Genomic DNA, 18,959 nt, shown 5'->3' on the forward strand with positions numbered 1-18,959 from the left:
CCTGATTCTTACTGAAATCGAATAGTTGTGCATAGTATAATCGTTTTGGCCCGAACTTGAAACTTCTTTGTCATAGGATTGTCATAGCCGTGACAGGTCGAAGCTTGTTAGCGTTTTTAAAAACGGGCATAATGGAAGCGATGGGAAATTCATAGAGAGCAAAGGGGAGCGGAAATGATTAAAAACGACTCCTTCCTCCGGGCTGTCCGGAGGGAAAAAACCGACCATGTGCCGGTCTGGTACATGAGGCAGGCGGGGCGGTACGACCCGGATTACCGCAAAATCAAGGAATCCTACAGCCTGCTGGAGATTTGCCGGCAGCCCGAGCTGGCCGCAGAGGTTACGCTGATGCCTGTTCGCAAGCTTGGCGTGGACGCCGCTATTTTATATTCCGATATTATGAATCCCGTAGCTTCAATCGGGATTGACTTTGATATTGTCGCCGGCACGGGACCGGTTATTCACAATCCGATTTGCAGCGCGGAAGATGTGCGGCGGCTGAAACCGATCGATGTCGAAGGGGACCTGGGGCATGTGCTGGAGACAATCCGCATTCTTGACCGGGAGCTTGAGGTGCCGCTCATCACTTTCGCCGGAGCGCCTTTCACGATTGCCAGCTACTTGATCGAGGGCCGTCCTTCGCGCAGTTATTTGAAAACAAAAGCGATGATGTACGGCGATCCGCAAACTTGGTTTCTGCTCATGGACAAGCTGGGCGATATGGTCATTACTTATTTGCGCGCTCATGCGGCGAACGGTGGCAAAGCTTTTCAGCTGTTCGACAGCTGGGTCGGCTCGCTCGCGCCGCATGATTTCCGCGTCTTCGTGCTGCCGACAATCCGCCGCATTTTTGCGGAGCTGTCCGACCTGGAGCAGCCGGGCATTTATTTCCCTGGCGTAAGCTCGGGCGAGCTGCTGCCGGAGCTGCGCGGTTTGCAGGCAGAAGCGATCGGTATCGACTGGCGCGTCAGCATTCCGGAAGCGCGCAGACGTCTGGGAGGCGGGTACGCGGTTCAGGGCAATCTTGATCCCGTAGTGCTCACCGCTCCGATTGAGGTTATACAGGAGCATGCCAAAGCGATTATCGATCAGGGCATCCAGGAGCCTGGCTATGTGTTCAATCTAGGCCACGGCTTGTTCCCGGAAGCTTCGCTCGACAAGCTTAAACAGCTGACGGATTACATCCACGATTATTCGGCGCAGGCTCTTTCCAGCGTATCTTCTAGCAAAAAGAGTGCAGGAGAGGAGATTTCCCATGCCTGATGGAACGATCGGCGTTCTGGTTATGTCGTACGGAACTCCGGAAAGTCTGGACAACGTTGAGGAGTATTACACGCATATCCGTCGCGGCCGCGCTCCTTCGCCCGAGCAGCTCAAGGAGCTGACGGACCGTTACGAGGCCATTGCCGGGGGCGTGTTCCCGCTTCGTGAAAATACCGACCGGCAGGTCAGCAGCCTGCAGGACAAGCTGGACACGGCGGAGCCGGGACGTTTCCGCTGTTATCAAGGCTTGAAGCATGCCCGTCCATACATTGAGGACGGCGTGGCTCAAATGGCTGCGGACGGCGTGAAACAAGCGGTCGGCATCGTGCTTGCGCCGCATTTTTCCACGATGAGCGTGGCGAGTTATAACAAAAGAGCGGTTGCGGAAGCGGAGAAGCATGGCATTGGAATGGTATGCGTCGACTCTTATCATCTGCATCCGAGCTTGATTCAGGCGCTGGTGGAGCGTGTGCGCGAAGGTGTTGAGGCTGTTTCCGCAAAGGCAGACGGCGCCAAGGTTAAAGTGCTGTTCAGCGCGCACAGCTTGCCGGTGCGAATTCGCGAGGCTGGCGACCCTTACGAGGAGCAGCTGCTTGAAACGTCGCGTGCTGTAGCTGAAGCGGCTGGAGTAGACAGCTGGCAATTCACCTGGCAGAGTGCGGGGAGAACACCGGAGCCGTGGCTCGGACCCGACATTCTGGAGACGATGGAATCTCTCGCGGGGGCAGGGGAGCGGGCGCTGCTGGCTGCTCCGGTCGGCTTTGTATCCGATCACCTGGAAGTGCTCTATGATCTCGATATTGAGGCAATGGCGCATGCCGAGCAGCTCGGCGTTGCATTCGGGCGGATTCGCATGCTTAATTCCGACCCGCTTTATATGGAGACTCTGGCCGATTCCATTCGCGAAGCGTCTGCGGAGCTAGGGGCATGACTACGGCAAGGAAACCCGTCATTGCTGTTGCCGGAGCGGGGCTGACCGGTTTAAGCGCCGCTTTTTACTTGCAGCAGCAGGGCAGGGAGCAAGGGCTTGAAGCTGAGATTGTCCTGTTGGAGGCAAGCAGTCGCCTTGGCGGACGGATAGAATCCCTCCAGAAGGACGGTTTCACGATTGAAAAGGGGCCGGATTCTTTTCTGGGCCGCAAACATGCCATTTTGGAGCTGACGAAGGATCTCGGGCTGCTGGATGAGCTCGTAACGACCAATTCCAAGGCGGTCAAAACGTATATTTATCAAGGCGGACAGCTGCATCCGATGCCGCCTAAGCTGGCGCTTGGCATTCCGGCGGACATCGCCTCCTTCCTGAAGACGGAGCTGCTTGACGTGGACGCCAAATTCCGGGCGACGGAGGATTTTCTCGTCCCGCCGCGCCCCGATGACGGCACGGACGAGTCTGTAGGCGCCTTTTTGGAGCGGCGGTTCGGAGCGGATATGGTGAAGAGTATCAGCGAGCCGCTGCTGGCAGGCATCTACGCCGGCAATCTGTACAAGCTGAGTCTCGCCGCAACCTTCCCGCAGTTCCGCAAAGCCGAGCTGGAGCATGGCAGCCTCATTCGCGGCATGCGGGCTTCTAAGCCTGGCGCTGCAGCCGCGTTGCCGGATTACGTGCCGGCTTCGGCGCGCGGCATGTTTATGACGTACCGGAACGGTCTGCGTACGCTCGTTGACGGGCTGGACAATGCTCTCGGCGGCGTTGAACGCCGGATGGGCGCGTCGCTTCGCTCGATCCGCGCTGCGGAAGGCGGCGAACGCCCGTACGTGCTGGAGCTGGACGGAGGCGGAGAGCTGCTCGCTGATGCGGTTGTCGTTACTGTGCCTAGCCCGACTGCGGCGGAGCTGCTCCAGCCGTTCACGGATGTTTCTGCTTTGCGCGCCGTGGAATACGTTTCGGTCGCAAACGTCGTCATGGCCTTTAAAGCTGAGACGATTGCCGATATGGAATTTGACGGCTCCGGATTTCTGGTGCCGATATCCGAGGGCAGGACAATCACGGCCTGTACGTGGACTTCCGCCAAATGGCTGCATACAAGTCCTGACGATCATGTGCTGCTTCGTTGTTATGTTGGCCGTTCGGGCGCCGAGGAAGGCGCGTTCCTGCCGGACGACGAGCTGTTAGCAGCTGTTAGGCGCGATGTGCGCGATACGATGGGGATTGACGCAGAGCCGCTGTTTACGGAAATTACCCGGCTTCATCACTCCATGCCGCAATATCCGGTGGGACATGTGCAGGCAATTGCCAGCCTGAGGGACGCTATGCTGCAGGATTGTCCCGGCGTGTATGTGACGGGAGCGGCATTTGATGGAGTCGGCTTGCCCGATTGCATCCGTCAAGGCCGCGAAGCGGCCAAAAAAATTTGGTCAAGCCTGATTTAATCTGCAACAGCTTCTCTTTGCGGGACGTTATAGAATGGTATAATGGCGGAAGGCTGCCCTGCGGGTGCGGCCCGGTCATCATCCATTCATTTCACCCGCGAGAGGAGCTGTCTTTTTTTGTACCGTAATCGAACTCAAGCCAGGGAGCAGGGACGCAAGCGTAAGCAGCGTACGATGCGCAGGCTGTTATTTTTTAATGTAACACTGCTTATTTTATTGATCGGGGCAGGGGGCTATTATTTATTTTATTATGCAGGCGCTTCGGAGCCGAACGGCGTCGTTGCAGATAACGCAGGAAGCCCCGGAGGTTCCAGGGGGGATTCGCAGGAGCCGGGGCAGGGAGAACATGCCGCCTCAGCTGGCACAGCCTCGCCGACGCCTTCACCGTCCATGTTGCCGACTGTTACACCAAGCCCAACACCGACGGGTTCGCCGACGCCATCCGCTACTCCGTCTCACTCAGCAACGCCTAGCGTGAGTCCAAGTCCAAGCCCTTCGCCCAATGACAACGAATCCTCTTCAGGTTCGAATCAACCGGGTTGGGGCGGAAGCGTTCCAAAGGATGCTCCCACGGTTCATCTGGCGTTTACAGGCGATATTTTGCTTGCTTCCAAGGTAGCGGCACATATGGACAGCAAAGGGCTGGACTATCCTTTTACAGGAGCCGGAGCTTTCTTGAAACAACCGGACATAACGGCCGGCAATCTGGAAACGCCAATTACGACCGGCGGCACCCCTGCGCAGGATAAACAATTTGTGTTTAAAGGCAAGCCCGAATACTTAAAGCCGCTGAAAAAAGCCGGCTTCGATGTTGTCACTCTCGCAAATAACCATACACTTGACCAGGGCACGGAGGGACTTCTGGATACGATCCGCCATCTGGATGAAGCCGGACTTCCTTATGTCGGGGCCGGTCGCAACGACAAGGAAGCTTACGAGCCGTATATTGTGAATCGCGGAGGCATCAAGGTGGCTTACATTGGCGTTAGCCGTGTCATGCCCGTTATTGAATGGAAAGCGGGCCCTAACCGGATAGGCGTCGCGGACGCTTACGATTCCGCAAGCGCCGAAGCGGCGATTCGCGCGGCAAGGGACAAGGCGGATTTGCTCGTCGTGATGGTTCACTGGGGCAAGGAACGGGCCGATCAGCCTGTCGATCACCAAAAAACGCTGGCCCGAAACTTTATCGATGCCGGCGCAGATCTGGTCATCGGTTCGCATCCTCATGTGCTGCAAGGATTTGAGCTGTATAAAGGCAAGTGGATTGCTTATAGCCTCGGCAATTTTATTTTCACCTCCAACGCGAATTCCAACACGAGCGAAAGCGGCGTGCTGGACGCCGTGTGCTCGAAGGACGGACGCTGCGGCTTGAAGTTTAATCCGATGAAAATCGTTCAATCCCGCCCTCAATCGGTAACGGGCAAAGAGCGCGAGGCTCAATTAAAACGGCTGGACAGCATTAGCAGAGCTGCTTCTGTAGCGGCAGACGGGACGGTGGCTAAGCGTTGAGGAATCCTTGCGTCGCCCATCGCGGCTGGTCAAGCCTTGCGCCGGAAAATACGCTGGCAGCGCTCAAGCTTGCTGCGGAAGCCGCCGATGTTGGCTGGGCTGAGGTTGATGTACAGCTATCGGCCGACCATGTGCCGGTGCTTGTACACGACCGCAAGCTTCGCCGTACGGCGAACGGCGGAGGGGCGGAGCCGGGACAGCTTACGGCGGCGCAGATGGGCAAACTCGATGCGGGGGGCTGGTTCTCGGCAAAGTACCGGGGAGAGAAGCTGCCAACGCTGGAGGAAGCTTTGCGCGAGACAGGGGACAGGCTGCGCTTCAACATCGAGTTGAAGCATCACGGGACCACGCGGCCGCTGGAAGAGAAAGTGATTGAAACGATTCACAGGGCGGGGATGGCTGACCGCTGTGTGCTCACCTCCTTCAGCCGCAGCTCGCTGCGAAGGGTGAAGGAGCTGGATGAGCGGCTGCAAACGGGTTTAATTACCGACAGCTGGAGCGGCAAGCTTCCGGCCGAGCTGCTGGAGCTAGGCTGCAGCCTGCTCTCTATTGATTATCGCTCGCTTAACCGCGAGCGGCTTAAGCAGCTGCGGGCGCATGGGCTGAGAACGATGGCTTGGACGCTCAATGAGTTCAGGCTGATTCGCCGCTATGCGCTTATGGATGCGGAACTGATGATTTGCACGGACGATCCGTCCCACTGGCGCGCAGCGCTGCGGAGCCTGCCCGAGCGGGATGATTTAAGCGGCTAGGTAGTAGAATTCAACTCGAATAAGCGCAACTGCTCGTAAGAGGACTTTATAATTCTATCAAAAGGACTCTGGGCCTTTTGGTGTTTTACTAACACTTTCCAGCTCTCCGCACGCTCTACTGTTTTGTGTGTGCTGTTTGCTGTGTGCTGTACACGTTGGTAAGTCAAGGAGCTAACGCAACTGAGAAGCGCTATTTGCCCGATTTGACCACTTTTAGAAGTCTAACGCAACTGGGAAGCGTTAATTGCCTTCAATCGACGTGTTTAGGCGTTAAAATGGCGGGATAAGGCGTCTCAGTTGCATTAGGTTATGAATAGTGGGGATTACACCTGAATAAGAGCTCACAGTTGCGTTAGAATTGCGAAATGGTAGGATTGCGTAGAAACGTGCAGAGTTGCGTTCAGTCGCTAAAGAGTGTGTAGTTTTGAAGAGTACTAAGTTGAGTTTGATAGCTAGAGCGTAGGTTTAGTGGAGTAAACGCAACTCAGTTGCGTTAACGAATCCGGATTAGGGAAAGGAACCGAAGCGAATGGATATTTGGAGCTTACTGGATGCCAGTCCGCTGCTTCGGCTGGCTGTTGGTGCGGCTGGAAGTATATTGATTGCCGGCGCCGCCTGGAAGCTAAGAGCGCTATCGGGCTCTGGAGCCGCGGCAGCAATTCTGCTTGGCACCGGGTATGTATTTTGGGGCGGTCCGATTTGGTTTAGCCTGCTGATTGCCTTTTTTGTAAGCTCGACGCTCTGGTCAAAGTGGAAAAAGCATCACCGGGCCAAAGCACAGGCCGAGAGTAACTATGCCAAAGGCAGTCAGCGTGACGCCTTGCAGGTGTTTGCAAACGGAGGGGCGGGGCTGCTTCTGTGCGCAGCTTACAGCGTATGGCCTGAGCCGTGGCTGCTGTACACATTTATCGGCGTAATGGCCAGCGTTAATGCTGACACTTGGGCGACGGAAATTGGCGCCCTCAGCCGCAGCGAGCCAATATCCGTGCGCACGCTGCGCCGCGTTCCGGCCGGCACAAGCGGCGGCGTTACGCCGCTCGGCACCCTCGCGGCGCTGCTTGGCGGCGCCTTCATCGGCGCAGCCGCCGCATTGCTGGCGGAGCTGCCGCTTGCATGGGGCGCGGCAGCTGCGCAGCCGGCTCCGCCGGGAGCGGCGCTGCTAATCGCCGGCGCCGCAGCGGGCCTGGCCGGAGCGCTCGCCGATTCCTGGCTCGGCGCAACCGTCCAGGCCATGTACCGCTGCCGCGTTTGCGGCAGCGATACGGAGCGCGCCGAGCATTGCGGGCGCGCTGCCGAACCAGTACGCGGCTTCGCCTGGATGACCAACGACGCCGTCAACCTGCTGTCGTCGCTGCTCGCCGGAATCATTGCCGCCGCCATCGGGGCGGGCTGGGCATAATTACTCCCTGGCGTCTCCCGCTACAATTCCAGCAACGCTGCTAAACCCATCCCTCATATAACGCAAACACCCCTGCGAAACCGCGCCAAGCGCGGTCCCCGCAGGGGTGTTTGTCAATTCGCCAGCTAACTGCTGCAGCGATTTCCTGGTTTTCACCAAGGTGTTCCCGCCAGCGTTCTACGGATGGTATCCCGGTTTTCACACCTGAGTCACTCCATCAATGTTTCCGCTGGAGTAGTCCCAGCGGAAACGCCACATGTTACTCCACCAGCGCTTCCAGCTGGCTGATGACGTCCTCGAACACGCTCATCGCTTGTTCAATCGGCTCCGGCGAGCTCATGTCGACGCCGGCTTTTTTCAAAATCTCAATTGAGAAGTCGCTGCCGCCGCTTTTCAGGAAGCCGAGATAACGGTCGACGGCAGGCTGGCCTTCGTCCAGAATCTGCTTCGCAAAGCTCGTCGCGGCAGAGAAGCCGGTCGCGTATTTGTACACATAAAAGCTCGTGTAAAAATGCGGAATGCGCGCCCATTCCATCTCGATGTCCTTGTCGATGGTCATGCCCTTGCCGTAATACAGCTCGTTCAAGCCGTAGTAAATTTTGGACAGCTCCTGCGGTGTCAGCGATTCGCCTGCCTCGGCTTTTTCATGGATGATTTTCTCGAACTCCGCAAACATCGTTTGGCGGAACACCGTTGTGCGGAATTGATCCGCGTAATAGGTGAGCAGATACATTTTTTCCTTGCGGTCGGTCGATTTTTTGAGCAAATGATCCATCAGCAGCGCCTCGTTCAGCGTGCTCGCGACTTCAGCGAGGAATATCGTGTACTGCGCATCCCGGTACTTCTGGTTCTGATCCGAGTAGTAGGAATGCAGCGCATGGCCCATCTCATGAGTGAGCGTGAACATGCTGTTCAGGTTGTCTTTGTGGTTCAACAGCACGTAAGGATGGGTGCCGTAAGCCCCCCAGCTGTAAGCGCCGTTGCGCTTTCCTTCGTTCTCGTAAACGTCGATCCAGCTGTTCGTGTAGCCTGCCTGCAGCGTTTTGCCGTAGTCGTCGCCGAGCGGTTTTAGGCTTTCAGCAGTAATTTTTTTCGCTTCCTCGAAAGAAATCTTCATATCGAATTCGTCCACAAGCGGAACGAACAGATCGTACATGTGAAGCTCGTCGAGATTCAGCAATTTTTTGCGGAGCTCCATGTAACGGTACATGAGCGGCAGAGACTTATGCACGGTGTCGATCAGGTTCGTATAAACCGTAGTTGGAATATTGTCTCCGTAAAGAGACATTTCCAGCACGGACGGGTATTTGCGCGCCTTGGAATAAAAGACGTTTTTATTTACGTTTGCGTTCAGCGTGGAGGCGAGGGTGTTTTTCAGCTTGCCGTATGTATCGTACATCGCCTTGAACGCATCCCGGCGCACGTCGCGGTTGCGGCTTTCCAAAAACTCGATGTAACGCCCCTGAGTCAGCTCAACTTCTTCGCCCTTTTCGTTTTTCACCTTAGGGAATTTGAGATCGGCGTTATTCAGCATGCTGAAAATCGTTTGCGGCGAGGAGCTGATGTTGCCGACCTGCGCCAGCAGCGATTCCTCGGATTTGGACAAAATATGGGCCTTCTGCCGCTTCATTTCTTCCAGCGTTTGGCGATATGGCAAAAGCTGCTCGTCGGCGATGAATGCTTCCAGCGTTTCAGCGGGCAGCGCCAGCACTTCAGGCGTCAAAAAGCTTAGCGACTCGCCAGCTTCTACGCTAAGCTTCTGGGACTTCTCGGACAGCGCCTGGAACCCGGGCTCAGCCGTGTCCTCATGATGCTTCATATTGGCGTATACGTACAGCCGCTCGACATGATAGCCGAGATCGTCTTCCAGCTCGAAGCATTTTTTCAGCTGGGCAGCGTCCGACAGCTTGCCTTGAAAGGCAGCGGCGGCCTTGAGCAGCTCCTTCGCTTCAGCATATTCTTTGTCCCACGCGGCCTGATTGGCAAAAATATCCTCCAGCTTCCAGCGGTACTCCGGAGCCGTCTCGGAACGTTTCGGTAGTTGGCTCATAATAGGCCTCCTTGTCGGGGATGAGATTTGGAACGCATTCGCGGTGCGGTCATGCAGCGGCGTTGAAGGACGGTTGGCTGCGCCGCTTGCCTGAATTTCGGAAAGCAGGCTCAGCGACAGCAGCAGGGGCAACCATTTCATGGAACAGGCCTCCAGAGAGAACAGAATTCTCCCTAGTATGGCTGTTGCGCCTAATCCTTATGTTCCCATTTGGAAAAGCGAGGCGACCAGTACGACGAACGATACCGCTACGAGGACGATGGTGCTGATTGCCAGAGGTCTCCGTACCTTCTCATTCAGACGCTCGCGGTTCATAAGGACAACTGCAGCTAGGCAGAAGCTGGCGATGATGAAAATGACAGCGTTAGTCGTGTCCATGCAGGCTTGTTTCCTCCATCTGTTCAATTCGCTCCGCTTGGAGCGATAATTCGAGAGATATGACCCGGACTCCTTCAAGCGCATAATTAAAATGGACGTTAAAAAAGGGCCTCTGCGCCAAAGGCCGGCTATCCGATTTTAAACGTCGCGCAGATTCTGCATAATTTCGGCCAGTTCTTCCTCGCGGCCTTGAAAGCTTTCCGGCTTAAAGCGATTTTGTGCCCAGTGCATCAGCTCAGGACGGCTGAGGAAGGTATGGCATTCCTCGCCCCATTGATCGGAAATTTCTCTGGCGATAATCGTCTTGCCGTGAACCTCCACGTTGAGCATATTGTATTTATCCGTTTTATAAATAAGATGTTTTTTAATCATGCTGCTGTTCCTCCTTCAATACCTGTGCGGCTTATCCCACCATAATAGCGCTAAAAAACGTTGTAAAGCAACCGTGAAGCGGGATAAGATGGGGCTATTCCCTTTCCCTTACAGGGCATAGGGGCGCGCTGCCGGCAGGAGACCGGCAGGCAAGATGAGCTGAGGAGAGATGAGCCAGTGGAGAAAAGGATGAACCGGGAGCATTATGAGCAGTTAGGCGTTGCCATGACCTGCAGAAGCTTTGAGGAGTATTCGGCAATGTTTGGCGTGGGGGAGAAAGATGTTCGAGGGCTTCGTATCGCTGATGCAGCGGCAGGAGCTTCATCGTTTACGGCGGCCGCTCGGGCAGCCGGGGCGGACAGTTATGCGTTTGATCCCAGGTACGGAGAGCCGCTTGCGAGCTGGGAGGCGTCTGCCCGTGAGGAGATCGAGCTGTCTACAGCCAAGCTCGAGGCGCTGAAGGAACATTACGATTGGAGCTTTTACGGCGATCTGGACATTCACAAGCGCAATCGGCTGAGTTCGCTCGACATTTGCGCTGCGGATCGCAGCAGCGCTTTATCGGAAAAAAGATATATATCGGCACTTCTTCCCAAAATTCCGGCTCCAGACCATTCGTTTGATCTTGTTTTTTGCAGCCATTTTCTTTTTCTTTACGCGGAGCAATTCGGGTTTGATTTTCACCGGAGCTCGCTGCTTGAGCTGATGCGCATATGCCGTCCGGGCGGACGCGTGCTGGTTTATCCGCTGTTGTCGCTGCGCAGCCAAAGGTTTGAGCAGATGGATATGCTGCTTCAAGCGGTGCGTTCCGCAGGCGGAGAGCCTTCGTTTCATCCGTCCCAATTGCCGTTTTTACCCCAGTCGGCCGAGCGGTTGGAGATCAAAATCCCAGCTCTGGAAAAAGAAAACAGGTAAAGAATGGATATAATCAAAAGCGGTGCATTGCATTCTGCTCCGCACGTGTGTATAATGGGCTTATTCGTTGCTTCAAGCAGCGTCATTTTAGGAGGTTGTTCATTTGAAAGGAACAGTTAAGTGGTTTAACGCAGAAAAAGGTTACGGCTTCATTCAAGTCGAGAACGGCGAAGACGTATTCGTACACTTCTCTGCAATTCAATCCGAAGGCTTCAAGACCCTCGACGAAGGTCAAGAAGTTGAATTCGACATCACTGACGGAAACCGCGGTCCACAAGCTGCGAACGTAATCAAATTATAAGATCCGCCCTGCGGATTAGCTTATAATAGAGGAATAAGGCCCCTGCGAAGGGGCCTTATTTTTTATATTCGGGCTCTTGAGCTGAGCGTAATCGCAGCCATCGGGAGGATTTGTTTAAAATATATTGCTGCACCCGTCAATGATATCGGTCTCTGCGGCTGCTGCTTACATAGAATGAAAGCTTTGCACAAATATCCGCCTGGAGGAACATCGTTTTCGGCTTCGACACTGGATTTTAGGGCATCAGGATGGTAAAGTATCAATGGAGGTTTACGATGAGGGACCGATATTTCCATACGGATGTTAGACTCGGAATACCGCTGCCAGTATTCGACCGGGAGTGGGAGCAGTATGACGTTGCGGAGCAGATGGGGATTGTGGAGCAATGGGAGTTGATCCGCGGCCGCATACCGGATGTCATCTTTGCGCTGGAGCGCGAAATCGTCCGCACACAACATCAGCTCGACAACGAAGACGATTTTGAGGCATCCTGCAGGCTCAATTCCGATATTGCCGAGTTGGCAAGCCGAATTAACGATTTGCATATTTGGTACCGCGTCAATCAAGAGATTGAACAGCGGCGCCATTCCTGAGACAAGCATAGGAGGCGCCAATGATGAATGAAAGGGCAATCGGAGCCGCTAAAGCTCCGTCCAAGCCACTCCGTTTAATGTACCGAGTGTACCGTTATGTGCTTCCCGGCGTATCCGCCGAACTGGAAGGGCTGAAACAGCGGGCGCTGCGAATACCAGATCCTGAGCTGCGTGCTCAGGCGCTGGCTAGCATGGCAGACAAACGTTTTCACTGCCAGGGCGGCTCCGTTTATGCTATATTGGACCCCAGTAATCGCCATCTACTGCTTCCGCTCATCGTAGCGCTGCAGACGATAAGCGATTATTTGGACAACCTCTGCGACCGCAGCACGTCGCTTGATGCGGATGATTTTCGCCTGCTGCACCGTTCGATGCTCGACGCTGTCGATCCATACGCGGAGCTGACGAACTATTATGCGCTGAGGCAGGAGCAGGATGACGGGGGATATTTGCATCATCTGGTACGAACTTGCCAGAATCAAATTCGTCTGCTCCCGGGTTATGCCGCCGCCCAGCCTGAGATTACCCGTCTGGTGTCGTTGTACGGCGATCTGCAGGTGTATAAGCATATTCGCAAAGACTTGCGCGAAGAGCAGCTGCTCGCCTGGTGGGAACGCAACCGGGACGAATTGCCGCACATGGGCTGGAACGAATTCGCTGCGGCGACGGGCTCCACACTCGGCATGTTCGCTCTGTTCACCGCCGCTGCCGACCCTGCGCTGACGCCGGAGCGGGCTAGAGCGGTTCGTGACTGTTATTTTCCTTACGTATGCGGACTTCATATCTTGCTCGATTATTTAATTGATCAGGACGAGGACCGGGCTGGGGGAGACTTGAACTTCTGCAATTATTACCGGGACCCGCAAGAAGCGGCGGAGCGCATCGGTTTCATTGTGGAAAAGGCTCGGGAAGATATTAGGCGGCTTCCGGACCCCGGCTTTCACCGGCTGATCGTGGAAGGGCTGCTGGCCCTGTACTTATCTGACCCCAAGGTCAGCGTGCAGCCGGAAGTGAAGCGGGTTTCACGATATTTGATGAAACGAAGTCCGCTTGCCCGCCGGTTTTTCCTGATGAACAGCGTCTGGATTCGCCGTATTCGGGCCTAGCTCCGCTTATTGTGGTTAACCTGTTTTTTATACTATAGCGTCATTGGAGGACCTACTTATGTCAGCAGTCAAATCAATTGCCGTCCTTACGAGCGGCGGGGATTCACAAGGCATGAACGCAGCTGTGCGCGGAGTTGTGCGCAGCGCTCTTTATCATGGCCTGGAGGTGTACGGCGTACAACGCGGTTACCAGGGGCTGATTAATGACGATCTGCGCCCGATGGACCTGCGAAGCGTCGGCGATATTATTCAGCGCGGCGGCACGATTTTGCAGACAGCCCGTTGTAAAGAGTTCCTGACGGCGGAAGGACAGCAAAAGGGTGCGGACGTGCTGCGTGAACGCGGCATTGACGGCCTTGTTGTCATCGGCGGCGACGGCTCCTACCAAGGCGCCAACAAGCTCAGCAAGCTCGGCATCAAAACGATGGGCCTGCCAGGCACAATTGATAACGATATCCCGTTCACCGATTTTACGATCGGATTTGATACAGCGGTTAGCATCGTTGTGGATGCGATCAACAAGCTGCGTGACACAATGACGTCGCATGAGCGTTCTTCGGTTGTTGAAGTTATGGGACGCCATTGCGGCGATATCGCGCTGTACGCCGGTCTTGCCAGCGGCGCCGAAACCATTCTCGTACCGGAAGTTCCATACGATCTGGATGAGGTTTCCCGCCGGATGCAGGATAATTTCAAACACGGCAAACGCCACAGCATCATCATCGTTGCGGAAGGCGCCGGCAAAGGCCAGGATGTGGCGGACCACATTACGGGCTGCTGCGGCATCGACCCTCGCGTAACGGTGCTTGGCCATATACAGCGCGGCGGGGCTCCAACGCATAACGACCGCATTTTGGCCAGCCAGCTTGGCGATTTTGCGGTGCGCCAGCTGATGGAGGGCAACTCCGGCAAATCCTGCGGCATCATCAAGGGCGAGCTGACGGCGACGGATATCGATCTGGTTGTCAACACGAAGAAACCTTTCAACATGGATCTGTACAATTTGGCGCTGCGTCTTTCCCAATAAGCAGCAGAGGAGTAATGAGCCTTGTTCCTGTACAAAATTGAGCTTCAGCTTCCCGAAGGCCAACAAGCGCATCTGATCGTGCTGGCTGCAAACGACGAGAAGGCTTTTTCCTATGTGGAAAGCCATGTGCAGCGCCATTATCTCCATATGCCTGAGCTGCAATCGATTGCGATTGTGGAAAAAAAGCGCACCGATCCCGGCAGCGGTTATTTGATTGAAGGTTAGACGGTAGTTATCTGAAAAAGAGTCACCGCAAAAAGCTCCGCCCCTCTACGAGGGGCGGAGCTTTTTGCTTAACCATGAAGAATGGAATAAGTGCTAAAACTTTATTTGTAATTTGCTTCCGTATAATTATTGCCGGCATTCCACAGTAAATATTCTTTCACGCCGGTGTCGTTCAATGCTTTAATCTGCGCTTCAACCTCAGCCTTGCCGTACTTCATGTAGTTGCCTTTGCCAAGCCAGCTTGCCGTAAAGTCCTGAATCCACGGCCGGATAACCGGCTTGAAGCTTCCCAACGGGTCGAGCTTTTTGTGCGTATCCACCATGGAGCCTTTAATTACGTCGTAAGGCGCCCGGTCAGGAGCTTTGGCTCCGTACCAGCCGGTGGAGTAATGGCTTGGATAAACCATCGGGCTGATGACGTCAACATATTTGGATATTTTCACAAAGTCCTGGCCGATGCCTTCTGCAGCAGGAACGGATGCCGCATAACCAAATATATCAACCGATACCCGCACGCCAAGATCGGCCATCTGCTCGCGGGCGTATTTGACAAAGCCGGCTACGGCGTCCACGCGGTTGAGCTCGTTTTTGGTGAATTTAAGGGAGTCGGCTTTTTTCTCAAAGCCCTCTGGGAAACGGACGTAGTCGAATTGAATTTCCTTGAAGCCGAACTTAACGGCTTCCTTCGCAACGGCGATGTTGTAGTCCCAGACTTCCTTGGAATAAGGGTTGACAAAGCTGTCGCCCTTGCCGTTTTGCCATATGCTGCCGTCCTTGCGCACAAAGCTCAGCTCAGGATTTTTTCTGGCAAGCACTGTATCCTTAAACACGACAATGCGGGCAATTGGATACACATCGTGTTTCTCCAGCTTCGTCATTAGCGCTGGCAAATCCTTGATGTATTTTTTGGCCGTACCCATCTTCAGCAGCTCGGCGTTATCGGTCGGATAAGTAATATAACCGTAATCGTCCTTAATATCTACGACCATGCTGTTCAGCTCCGTGCGGTCCAGCAAGGACAGCAGCTTATCCAGCCGTGCTCCGCCTGCGCTGTGCGCTGTCGCATATATGCCCTTAACCTCGGGAGCGTCCGGTTGAGGGTCCTTTTTGCTATAAGCTCCTCCGGCATCAGGGGCTTTAACGTCATCCTGTTTAACGGCAACGATTGTTTTTCCAGCGGCACCGTTAATGTAAGAGGCCATCATTTGATGCGAGGCGTCGGACTCGGCGCCGCCGCTGCCTGAAAGCAGCTGCATCAGCAGCAGCAATGTGCTGTAGATCATTTCCATTCCATTCTCTCCCTATGTATTCGTCTCTTGAAATTATAAAACAATATCCGGGATGCTGACACAGAAAAATTGCGGGACAAGCCGCAATGAAAAAGCCCGCCAGGAGTGGCGGGCGCTAATCCGGCCGTTGAGACCGGATCAGTTAATGCAAAAGCGTGAGCTTCTGGTGTTCGCAAATACTGTGCTGCACGATCTCCATGGCATCCGCCGGTTCGAGAACCGAGAAGCCGTCCCGGAGAACAATTTTGAGATCAAGCTCATGCGCCGTAAGGAAGGAATGAAGCTCAGGCGCCAGTTTTTCCACAATCCTCGAAAGTTTGACCGTTTCCATATCCACCTTGCATCACCCTTTCTCATGAGATATCAGGGCAAGAACGCTGGGCATGAAACAATGAACTACGGGATAACTCCAGTATACCCCATGCAAGCGGCGTAGGAAAGGGCGGCGCTGACAAATCCGCTTGAGCCCTGCCGGACGCCGGGTTCAGTTAGCTGGAATTACGCCTGAAGTCGCCAACGACGCCGACAGTTTCAACGATATTTACGAAAGCCTTCGGGTCCAGCTTGCGAATCATCAGCTTCAGTTCTTCCAGCTCGTAGCGGGTTGTGACCGTCATGAGCATATCGTTTTCACGATGGGTGAAAGCTCCTTGCGTTTTGATGATCGTGACTCCGCGAGGACGGGCAAGCATGCGGGCGAGCAATTCGTCTGTTTTTTGGGTGATAATAAATACGGTAACCTTGAGATGGCGAATGTGAATCAGATCGACGACTTTACCCGCCGTAAAGATGGAAATTAGGGAATAGAGGGCGATGTCCCAATTGTTGGTAAAAAAGACTAAAATTCCGATAACGAGGCCGTTCAGTACAAAAATTAACATGCCTACCGGCAAATCTCTGCTGCGGCTGACGATGGAGGCGACGATGTCGAAGCCGCCGGAGGAGCCGCCTGCACGCAGGCAAAGGCCGGTGCCAAAGCCGAGCAGGATGCCGCCGAACACAGAAGAGAGCAAAATATCCTGCGCGAGCGGAGTTGCGGGAATGAGCTGCATGAATAAAGTGGCGGCGGCTACGGAATAGGCGCTCCAACCGACAAAGCGGCGGCCAAGCGTAAACCAGCCCCAGATCAAAACAGGGATGTTAAGCGCCATGTACAGCCATCCAATATTGCTGCCGGTCAAATAACCGATCATCATCGAAATGCCCGACAAACCACCGCTCAGCAGCTGCTGGGGTATGAGCAAAATATTAAAGGCGGCGGCGATAAGCAGGGACCCGGCAGTAACCGCAAGCCAGGAGGTAATCGCTCGAAACGGCTTCATGGCTTCCTCCTACCTGGCCAGCCAAATCGTGCCGGCCTTCAAATCGTGCACTTGAATGTAGTATGGCTGTTTCCGGGCGACTGGTATTCATCAGGTTCTTTGTGCTATACTTAACAGGATATTTTTGAAGTGAGCTTCACAAAGAGAAGGAGTTAGGATAAGATTTGAAAACATTTGCTGAATTTGGCCTGGACCCTAAAGTGTTGCAGGCAATTACGGAGCTTGGATTCGAAGAATCCACCCCGATTCAAGATAAGTCAATCCCGATCGCGATGGCCGGCAGCGATCTCATCGGTCAAGCACAGACCGGTACGGGTAAAACCGCTGCATTCGGAATTCCGCTCATCAACAAAATTCCGTCCAGCGAAGAGCGCATCGTGGCGCTGATTATGACACCAACCCGCGAGCTTGCGATCCAGGTCGCCGAAGAGATTGGCAAGCTTTCCCGGTTCAAAGGCACACGTTCCCTCCCCATTTATGGCGGACAGGAGATCGGTCGCCAGATCCGTGCCCTCAAGAAGCGCCCGCAAATTATCATCGGTACTCCAGGACGCCTGCTCGATCATATTAACCGCAAAACGATCAAGCTCGACGATGTGCAGCATGTCGTTCTCGACGAAGCGGACGAAATGCTGGACATGGGCTTCATGGAAGACATCACTTCCATCCTGAGCCTTGTTCCGGAAGAGCGCCAAACGATGCTGTTCTCGGCAACGATGCCTCCGAACATTCAGCGTCTGGCACAGCAGTTCCTGAAAAATCCAGAGCATGTATCGGTCATTCCGAAACAGGTAAGCGCTCCGACGATTGAACAGGCCTACATCGAGGTGCATGAGCGCCAGAAGTTCGACGCGCTTACCCGCCTGCTCGACATGGAAAGCCCTGACCTTGCTATTATTTTCGGCCGCACGAAGCGCCGTGTTGACGAGCTGAGCGAAGCTCTTCAGAAGCGCGGATATTCCGCCGACGGCCTGCATGGCGACCTGAGCCAGAATCAGCGCGACAACGTAATGCGCAAATTCCGCGACGGAAGCATCGACGTGCTTGTGGCGACGGACGTAGCCGCTCGCGGTCTCGACGTATCCGGCGTGACGCATGTTATCAACTTTGACCTTCCGCAAGATCCGGAAAGCTATGTACACCGTATCGGCCGTACTGGACGCGCAGGCAAAGAAGGCACGGCATGGAGCTTCGTTACGCCTCGCGAAACGGATCACCTGCACTTCATTGAGAAGGTGACGCGCCAGCGCATCTCCAAAAAGCCTGTTCCTTCCTTGGCGGAAGCGATCGAAGGCAAACAGCGCATCACCGCTGAGCGTATTCTGGAAATCGTCCAAACCGACGGATTCCAAGAATACAAAGGCATTGCCATTCAACTGCTGGAGCAGTATGACTCCGTTAACCTTCTTGCGTCTGCAATCAAGCTGATTACCGGCGAGAAGAAGGATATCAACATCGAGCTGACTCCGGAAGATCCGATCCGCGCTAAAAAACGCCGTCCAGACGTTCGTTCCAGCGGACGCCGTTTCACGGGCAGCGGTTATGGCGGTAATCGCGGACCTGGAGGCAGCGGCGGAAGCGGCGCCCCTCGCGGACGCAGCGGTTACGGCAGCGGCGGAAGCGGCGGCGGCAGCAGCTACGGCGGCAACCGCAGCGGCAGCAGCCGTGACGGCTACAAGCCGAGAACTGAAGGCGGACGCAGCTACGAAAGCCGCGGCAACAGCGAGAACCGCAGCGGAAGCGGCGAACAGCGTCGTCCGAAGTTTTCCTCCGACGACTTTGTGAACCAATAAGCCGGAGCGTTTCATACGAAAAAGCCGGACGGCCGCTAAGCGGTCGTCCGGCTTTTTTTGCTTGCGCTCGAGATAACATGAATTGTCTCATGCTCTAGCCCTGCCCAAATGATGCTTCGTTAACGGCGATGTTCTGTTCCCCTAAGGGTTTCCCGTAGTCCGCCGCCGCCGAGGAGCAAATTAGTAGCAGAACGCGCTGACAATGATGACCAGAAGAATGAACAGCACAAGAATGGCTGCAGTGCTGTTGGAGCCCCAAACGCCCATACCGGCACCTCCTTAACATGATTGGATG

At 54.8% G+C, this 18,959-nt stretch carries 20 protein-coding genes; 13 read left to right on the top strand and 7 right to left on the bottom strand.

Annotation, left to right across the window (positions count from 1 at the left end):
* The first annotated feature begins 174 nt into the window (after positions 1 to 174).
* The 6 genes from hemE to M3223_RS07095 all read left to right on the top strand — a co-directional run bounded on the left by hemE (position 175) and on the right by M3223_RS07095 (position 7,293).
* On the top strand, positions 175 to 1,263 hold the full coding sequence (gene hemE, locus M3223_RS07070; protein WP_251560446.1) for a uroporphyrinogen decarboxylase: 1,089 nt from the start codon (positions 175 to 177) through the stop codon (positions 1,261 to 1,263).
* On the top strand, positions 1,256 to 2,194 hold the full coding sequence (gene hemH, locus M3223_RS07075) for a ferrochelatase (protein WP_251560448.1): 939 nt from the start codon (positions 1,256 to 1,258) through the stop codon (positions 2,192 to 2,194). Before hemE ends, hemH begins: the two co-directional genes overlap by 8 nt.
* Positions 2,191 to 3,633 carry a protoporphyrinogen oxidase gene (gene hemG, locus M3223_RS07080; protein ID WP_251560450.1) on the top strand — a complete coding sequence of 481 codons (1,443 nt, stop codon included), beginning with the start codon at positions 2,191 to 2,193 and terminating at the stop codon, positions 3,631 to 3,633. The genes hemH and hemG overlap by 4 nt, the downstream gene beginning before the upstream one ends.
* Positions 3,634 to 3,750: 117 nt before the next feature.
* Positions 3,751 to 5,142, top strand: coding sequence for a CapA family protein (locus M3223_RS24220; RefSeq protein WP_285891167.1), 1,392 nt, complete (start codon positions 3,751 to 3,753; stop codon positions 5,140 to 5,142).
* Complete coding sequence (locus tag M3223_RS07090) at positions 5,139 to 5,894, top strand: glycerophosphodiester phosphodiesterase (RefSeq protein ID WP_251560452.1); 756 nt, start codon at positions 5,139 to 5,141, stop codon at positions 5,892 to 5,894. Before M3223_RS24220 ends, M3223_RS07090 begins: the two co-directional genes overlap by 4 nt.
* A gap of 529 nt (positions 5,895 to 6,423) precedes the next feature.
* The gene (locus M3223_RS07095; RefSeq protein ID WP_251560454.1) at positions 6,424 to 7,293 is read left to right on the top strand and encodes a DUF92 domain-containing protein; all 870 of its coding nucleotides are present in this window, start codon (positions 6,424 to 6,426) and stop codon (positions 7,291 to 7,293) included.
* A 259-nt stretch (positions 7,294 to 7,552) separates the two neighbouring features.
* Here the strand turns inward: M3223_RS07095 and pepF are convergent, their stop codons facing one another.
* From pepF to M3223_RS07110, 3 genes are all read right to left on the bottom strand, one after another.
* On the bottom strand, positions 7,553 to 9,343 hold the full coding sequence (gene pepF / locus M3223_RS07100; protein WP_251561003.1) for an oligoendopeptidase F: 1,791 nt from the start codon (positions 9,341 to 9,343) through the stop codon (positions 7,553 to 7,555).
* Positions 9,344 to 9,541: 198 nt separating this feature from the next.
* Positions 9,542 to 9,721 (bottom strand): hypothetical protein, encoded by a 180-nt coding sequence (locus tag M3223_RS07105; protein ID WP_251560456.1) that lies wholly within the window; start codon positions 9,719 to 9,721, stop codon positions 9,542 to 9,544.
* A 138-nt stretch (positions 9,722 to 9,859) separates the two neighbouring features.
* Entirely contained in the window at positions 9,860 to 10,093 is a 234-nt protein-coding gene (locus tag M3223_RS07110; RefSeq protein ID WP_251560458.1) for a hypothetical protein, read from the bottom strand.
* Between the two features lie 177 nt (positions 10,094 to 10,270).
* On the opposite strand from M3223_RS07110, the gene M3223_RS07115 reads away from it, so the two are divergent.
* The 6 genes from M3223_RS07115 to M3223_RS07140 all read left to right on the top strand — a co-directional run bounded on the left by M3223_RS07115 (position 10,271) and on the right by M3223_RS07140 (position 14,260).
* Positions 10,271 to 11,008: a methyltransferase domain-containing protein gene (locus M3223_RS07115; RefSeq protein WP_251560459.1), complete on the top strand. Its 738-nt coding sequence runs from the start codon at positions 10,271 to 10,273 to the stop codon at positions 11,006 to 11,008.
* 103 nt (positions 11,009 to 11,111) lie between these two features.
* The gene (locus M3223_RS07120; RefSeq protein ID WP_251560461.1) at positions 11,112 to 11,309 is read left to right on the top strand and encodes a cold shock domain-containing protein; all 198 of its coding nucleotides are present in this window, start codon (positions 11,112 to 11,114) and stop codon (positions 11,307 to 11,309) included.
* 275 nt (positions 11,310 to 11,584) lie between these two features.
* Positions 11,585 to 11,902, top strand: coding sequence for a hypothetical protein (locus M3223_RS07125; protein WP_251560463.1), 318 nt, complete (start codon positions 11,585 to 11,587; stop codon positions 11,900 to 11,902).
* 23 nt (positions 11,903 to 11,925) lie between these two features.
* Positions 11,926 to 13,008, top strand: a complete 1,083-nt coding sequence (locus tag M3223_RS07130; RefSeq protein ID WP_251560465.1) for a tetraprenyl-beta-curcumene synthase family protein — start codon at positions 11,926 to 11,928, stop codon at positions 13,006 to 13,008.
* A 58-nt stretch (positions 13,009 to 13,066) separates the two neighbouring features.
* On the top strand, positions 13,067 to 14,035 hold the full coding sequence (pfkA, locus tag M3223_RS07135) for a 6-phosphofructokinase (protein ID WP_251560467.1): 969 nt from the start codon (positions 13,067 to 13,069) through the stop codon (positions 14,033 to 14,035).
* A 21-nt stretch (positions 14,036 to 14,056) separates the two neighbouring features.
* On the top strand, positions 14,057 to 14,260 hold the full coding sequence (locus M3223_RS07140; protein WP_251560469.1) for a DUF3906 family protein: 204 nt from the start codon (positions 14,057 to 14,059) through the stop codon (positions 14,258 to 14,260).
* A 101-nt stretch (positions 14,261 to 14,361) separates the two neighbouring features.
* Here the strand turns inward: M3223_RS07140 and M3223_RS07145 are convergent, their stop codons facing one another.
* From M3223_RS07145 to M3223_RS07155, 3 genes are all read right to left on the bottom strand, one after another.
* Entirely contained in the window at positions 14,362 to 15,549 is a 1,188-nt protein-coding gene (locus tag M3223_RS07145) for a putative glycoside hydrolase (RefSeq protein WP_251560471.1), read from the bottom strand.
* Between the two features lie 142 nt (positions 15,550 to 15,691).
* On the bottom strand, positions 15,692 to 15,880 hold the full coding sequence (locus tag M3223_RS07150; RefSeq protein WP_251560473.1) for a hypothetical protein: 189 nt from the start codon (positions 15,878 to 15,880) through the stop codon (positions 15,692 to 15,694).
* A gap of 157 nt (positions 15,881 to 16,037) precedes the next feature.
* Positions 16,038 to 16,871, bottom strand: a complete 834-nt coding sequence (locus M3223_RS07155; RefSeq protein ID WP_251560476.1) for a YitT family protein — start codon at positions 16,869 to 16,871, stop codon at positions 16,038 to 16,040.
* Between the two features lie 164 nt (positions 16,872 to 17,035).
* Between M3223_RS07155 and M3223_RS07160 the strand changes: the two genes are divergently transcribed.
* Entirely contained in the window at positions 17,036 to 18,664 is a 1,629-nt protein-coding gene (locus tag M3223_RS07160) for a DEAD/DEAH box helicase (RefSeq protein ID WP_251560478.1), read from the top strand.
* A 180-nt stretch (positions 18,665 to 18,844) separates the two neighbouring features.
* On the opposite strand, the gene M3223_RS07165 is transcribed toward M3223_RS07160, so the two are convergent.
* Positions 18,845 to 18,931, bottom strand: a complete 87-nt coding sequence (locus tag M3223_RS07165; protein WP_251561004.1) for a YjcZ family sporulation protein — start codon at positions 18,929 to 18,931, stop codon at positions 18,845 to 18,847.
* Between the last annotated feature and the right edge of the window lie 28 nt (positions 18,932 to 18,959).

The organism is Paenibacillus pasadenensis (assembly GCF_023715725.1).
Classification (GTDB): Bacteria; Bacillota; Bacilli; order Paenibacillales; family Paenibacillaceae; genus Paenibacillus_O; species Paenibacillus_O pasadenensis_A.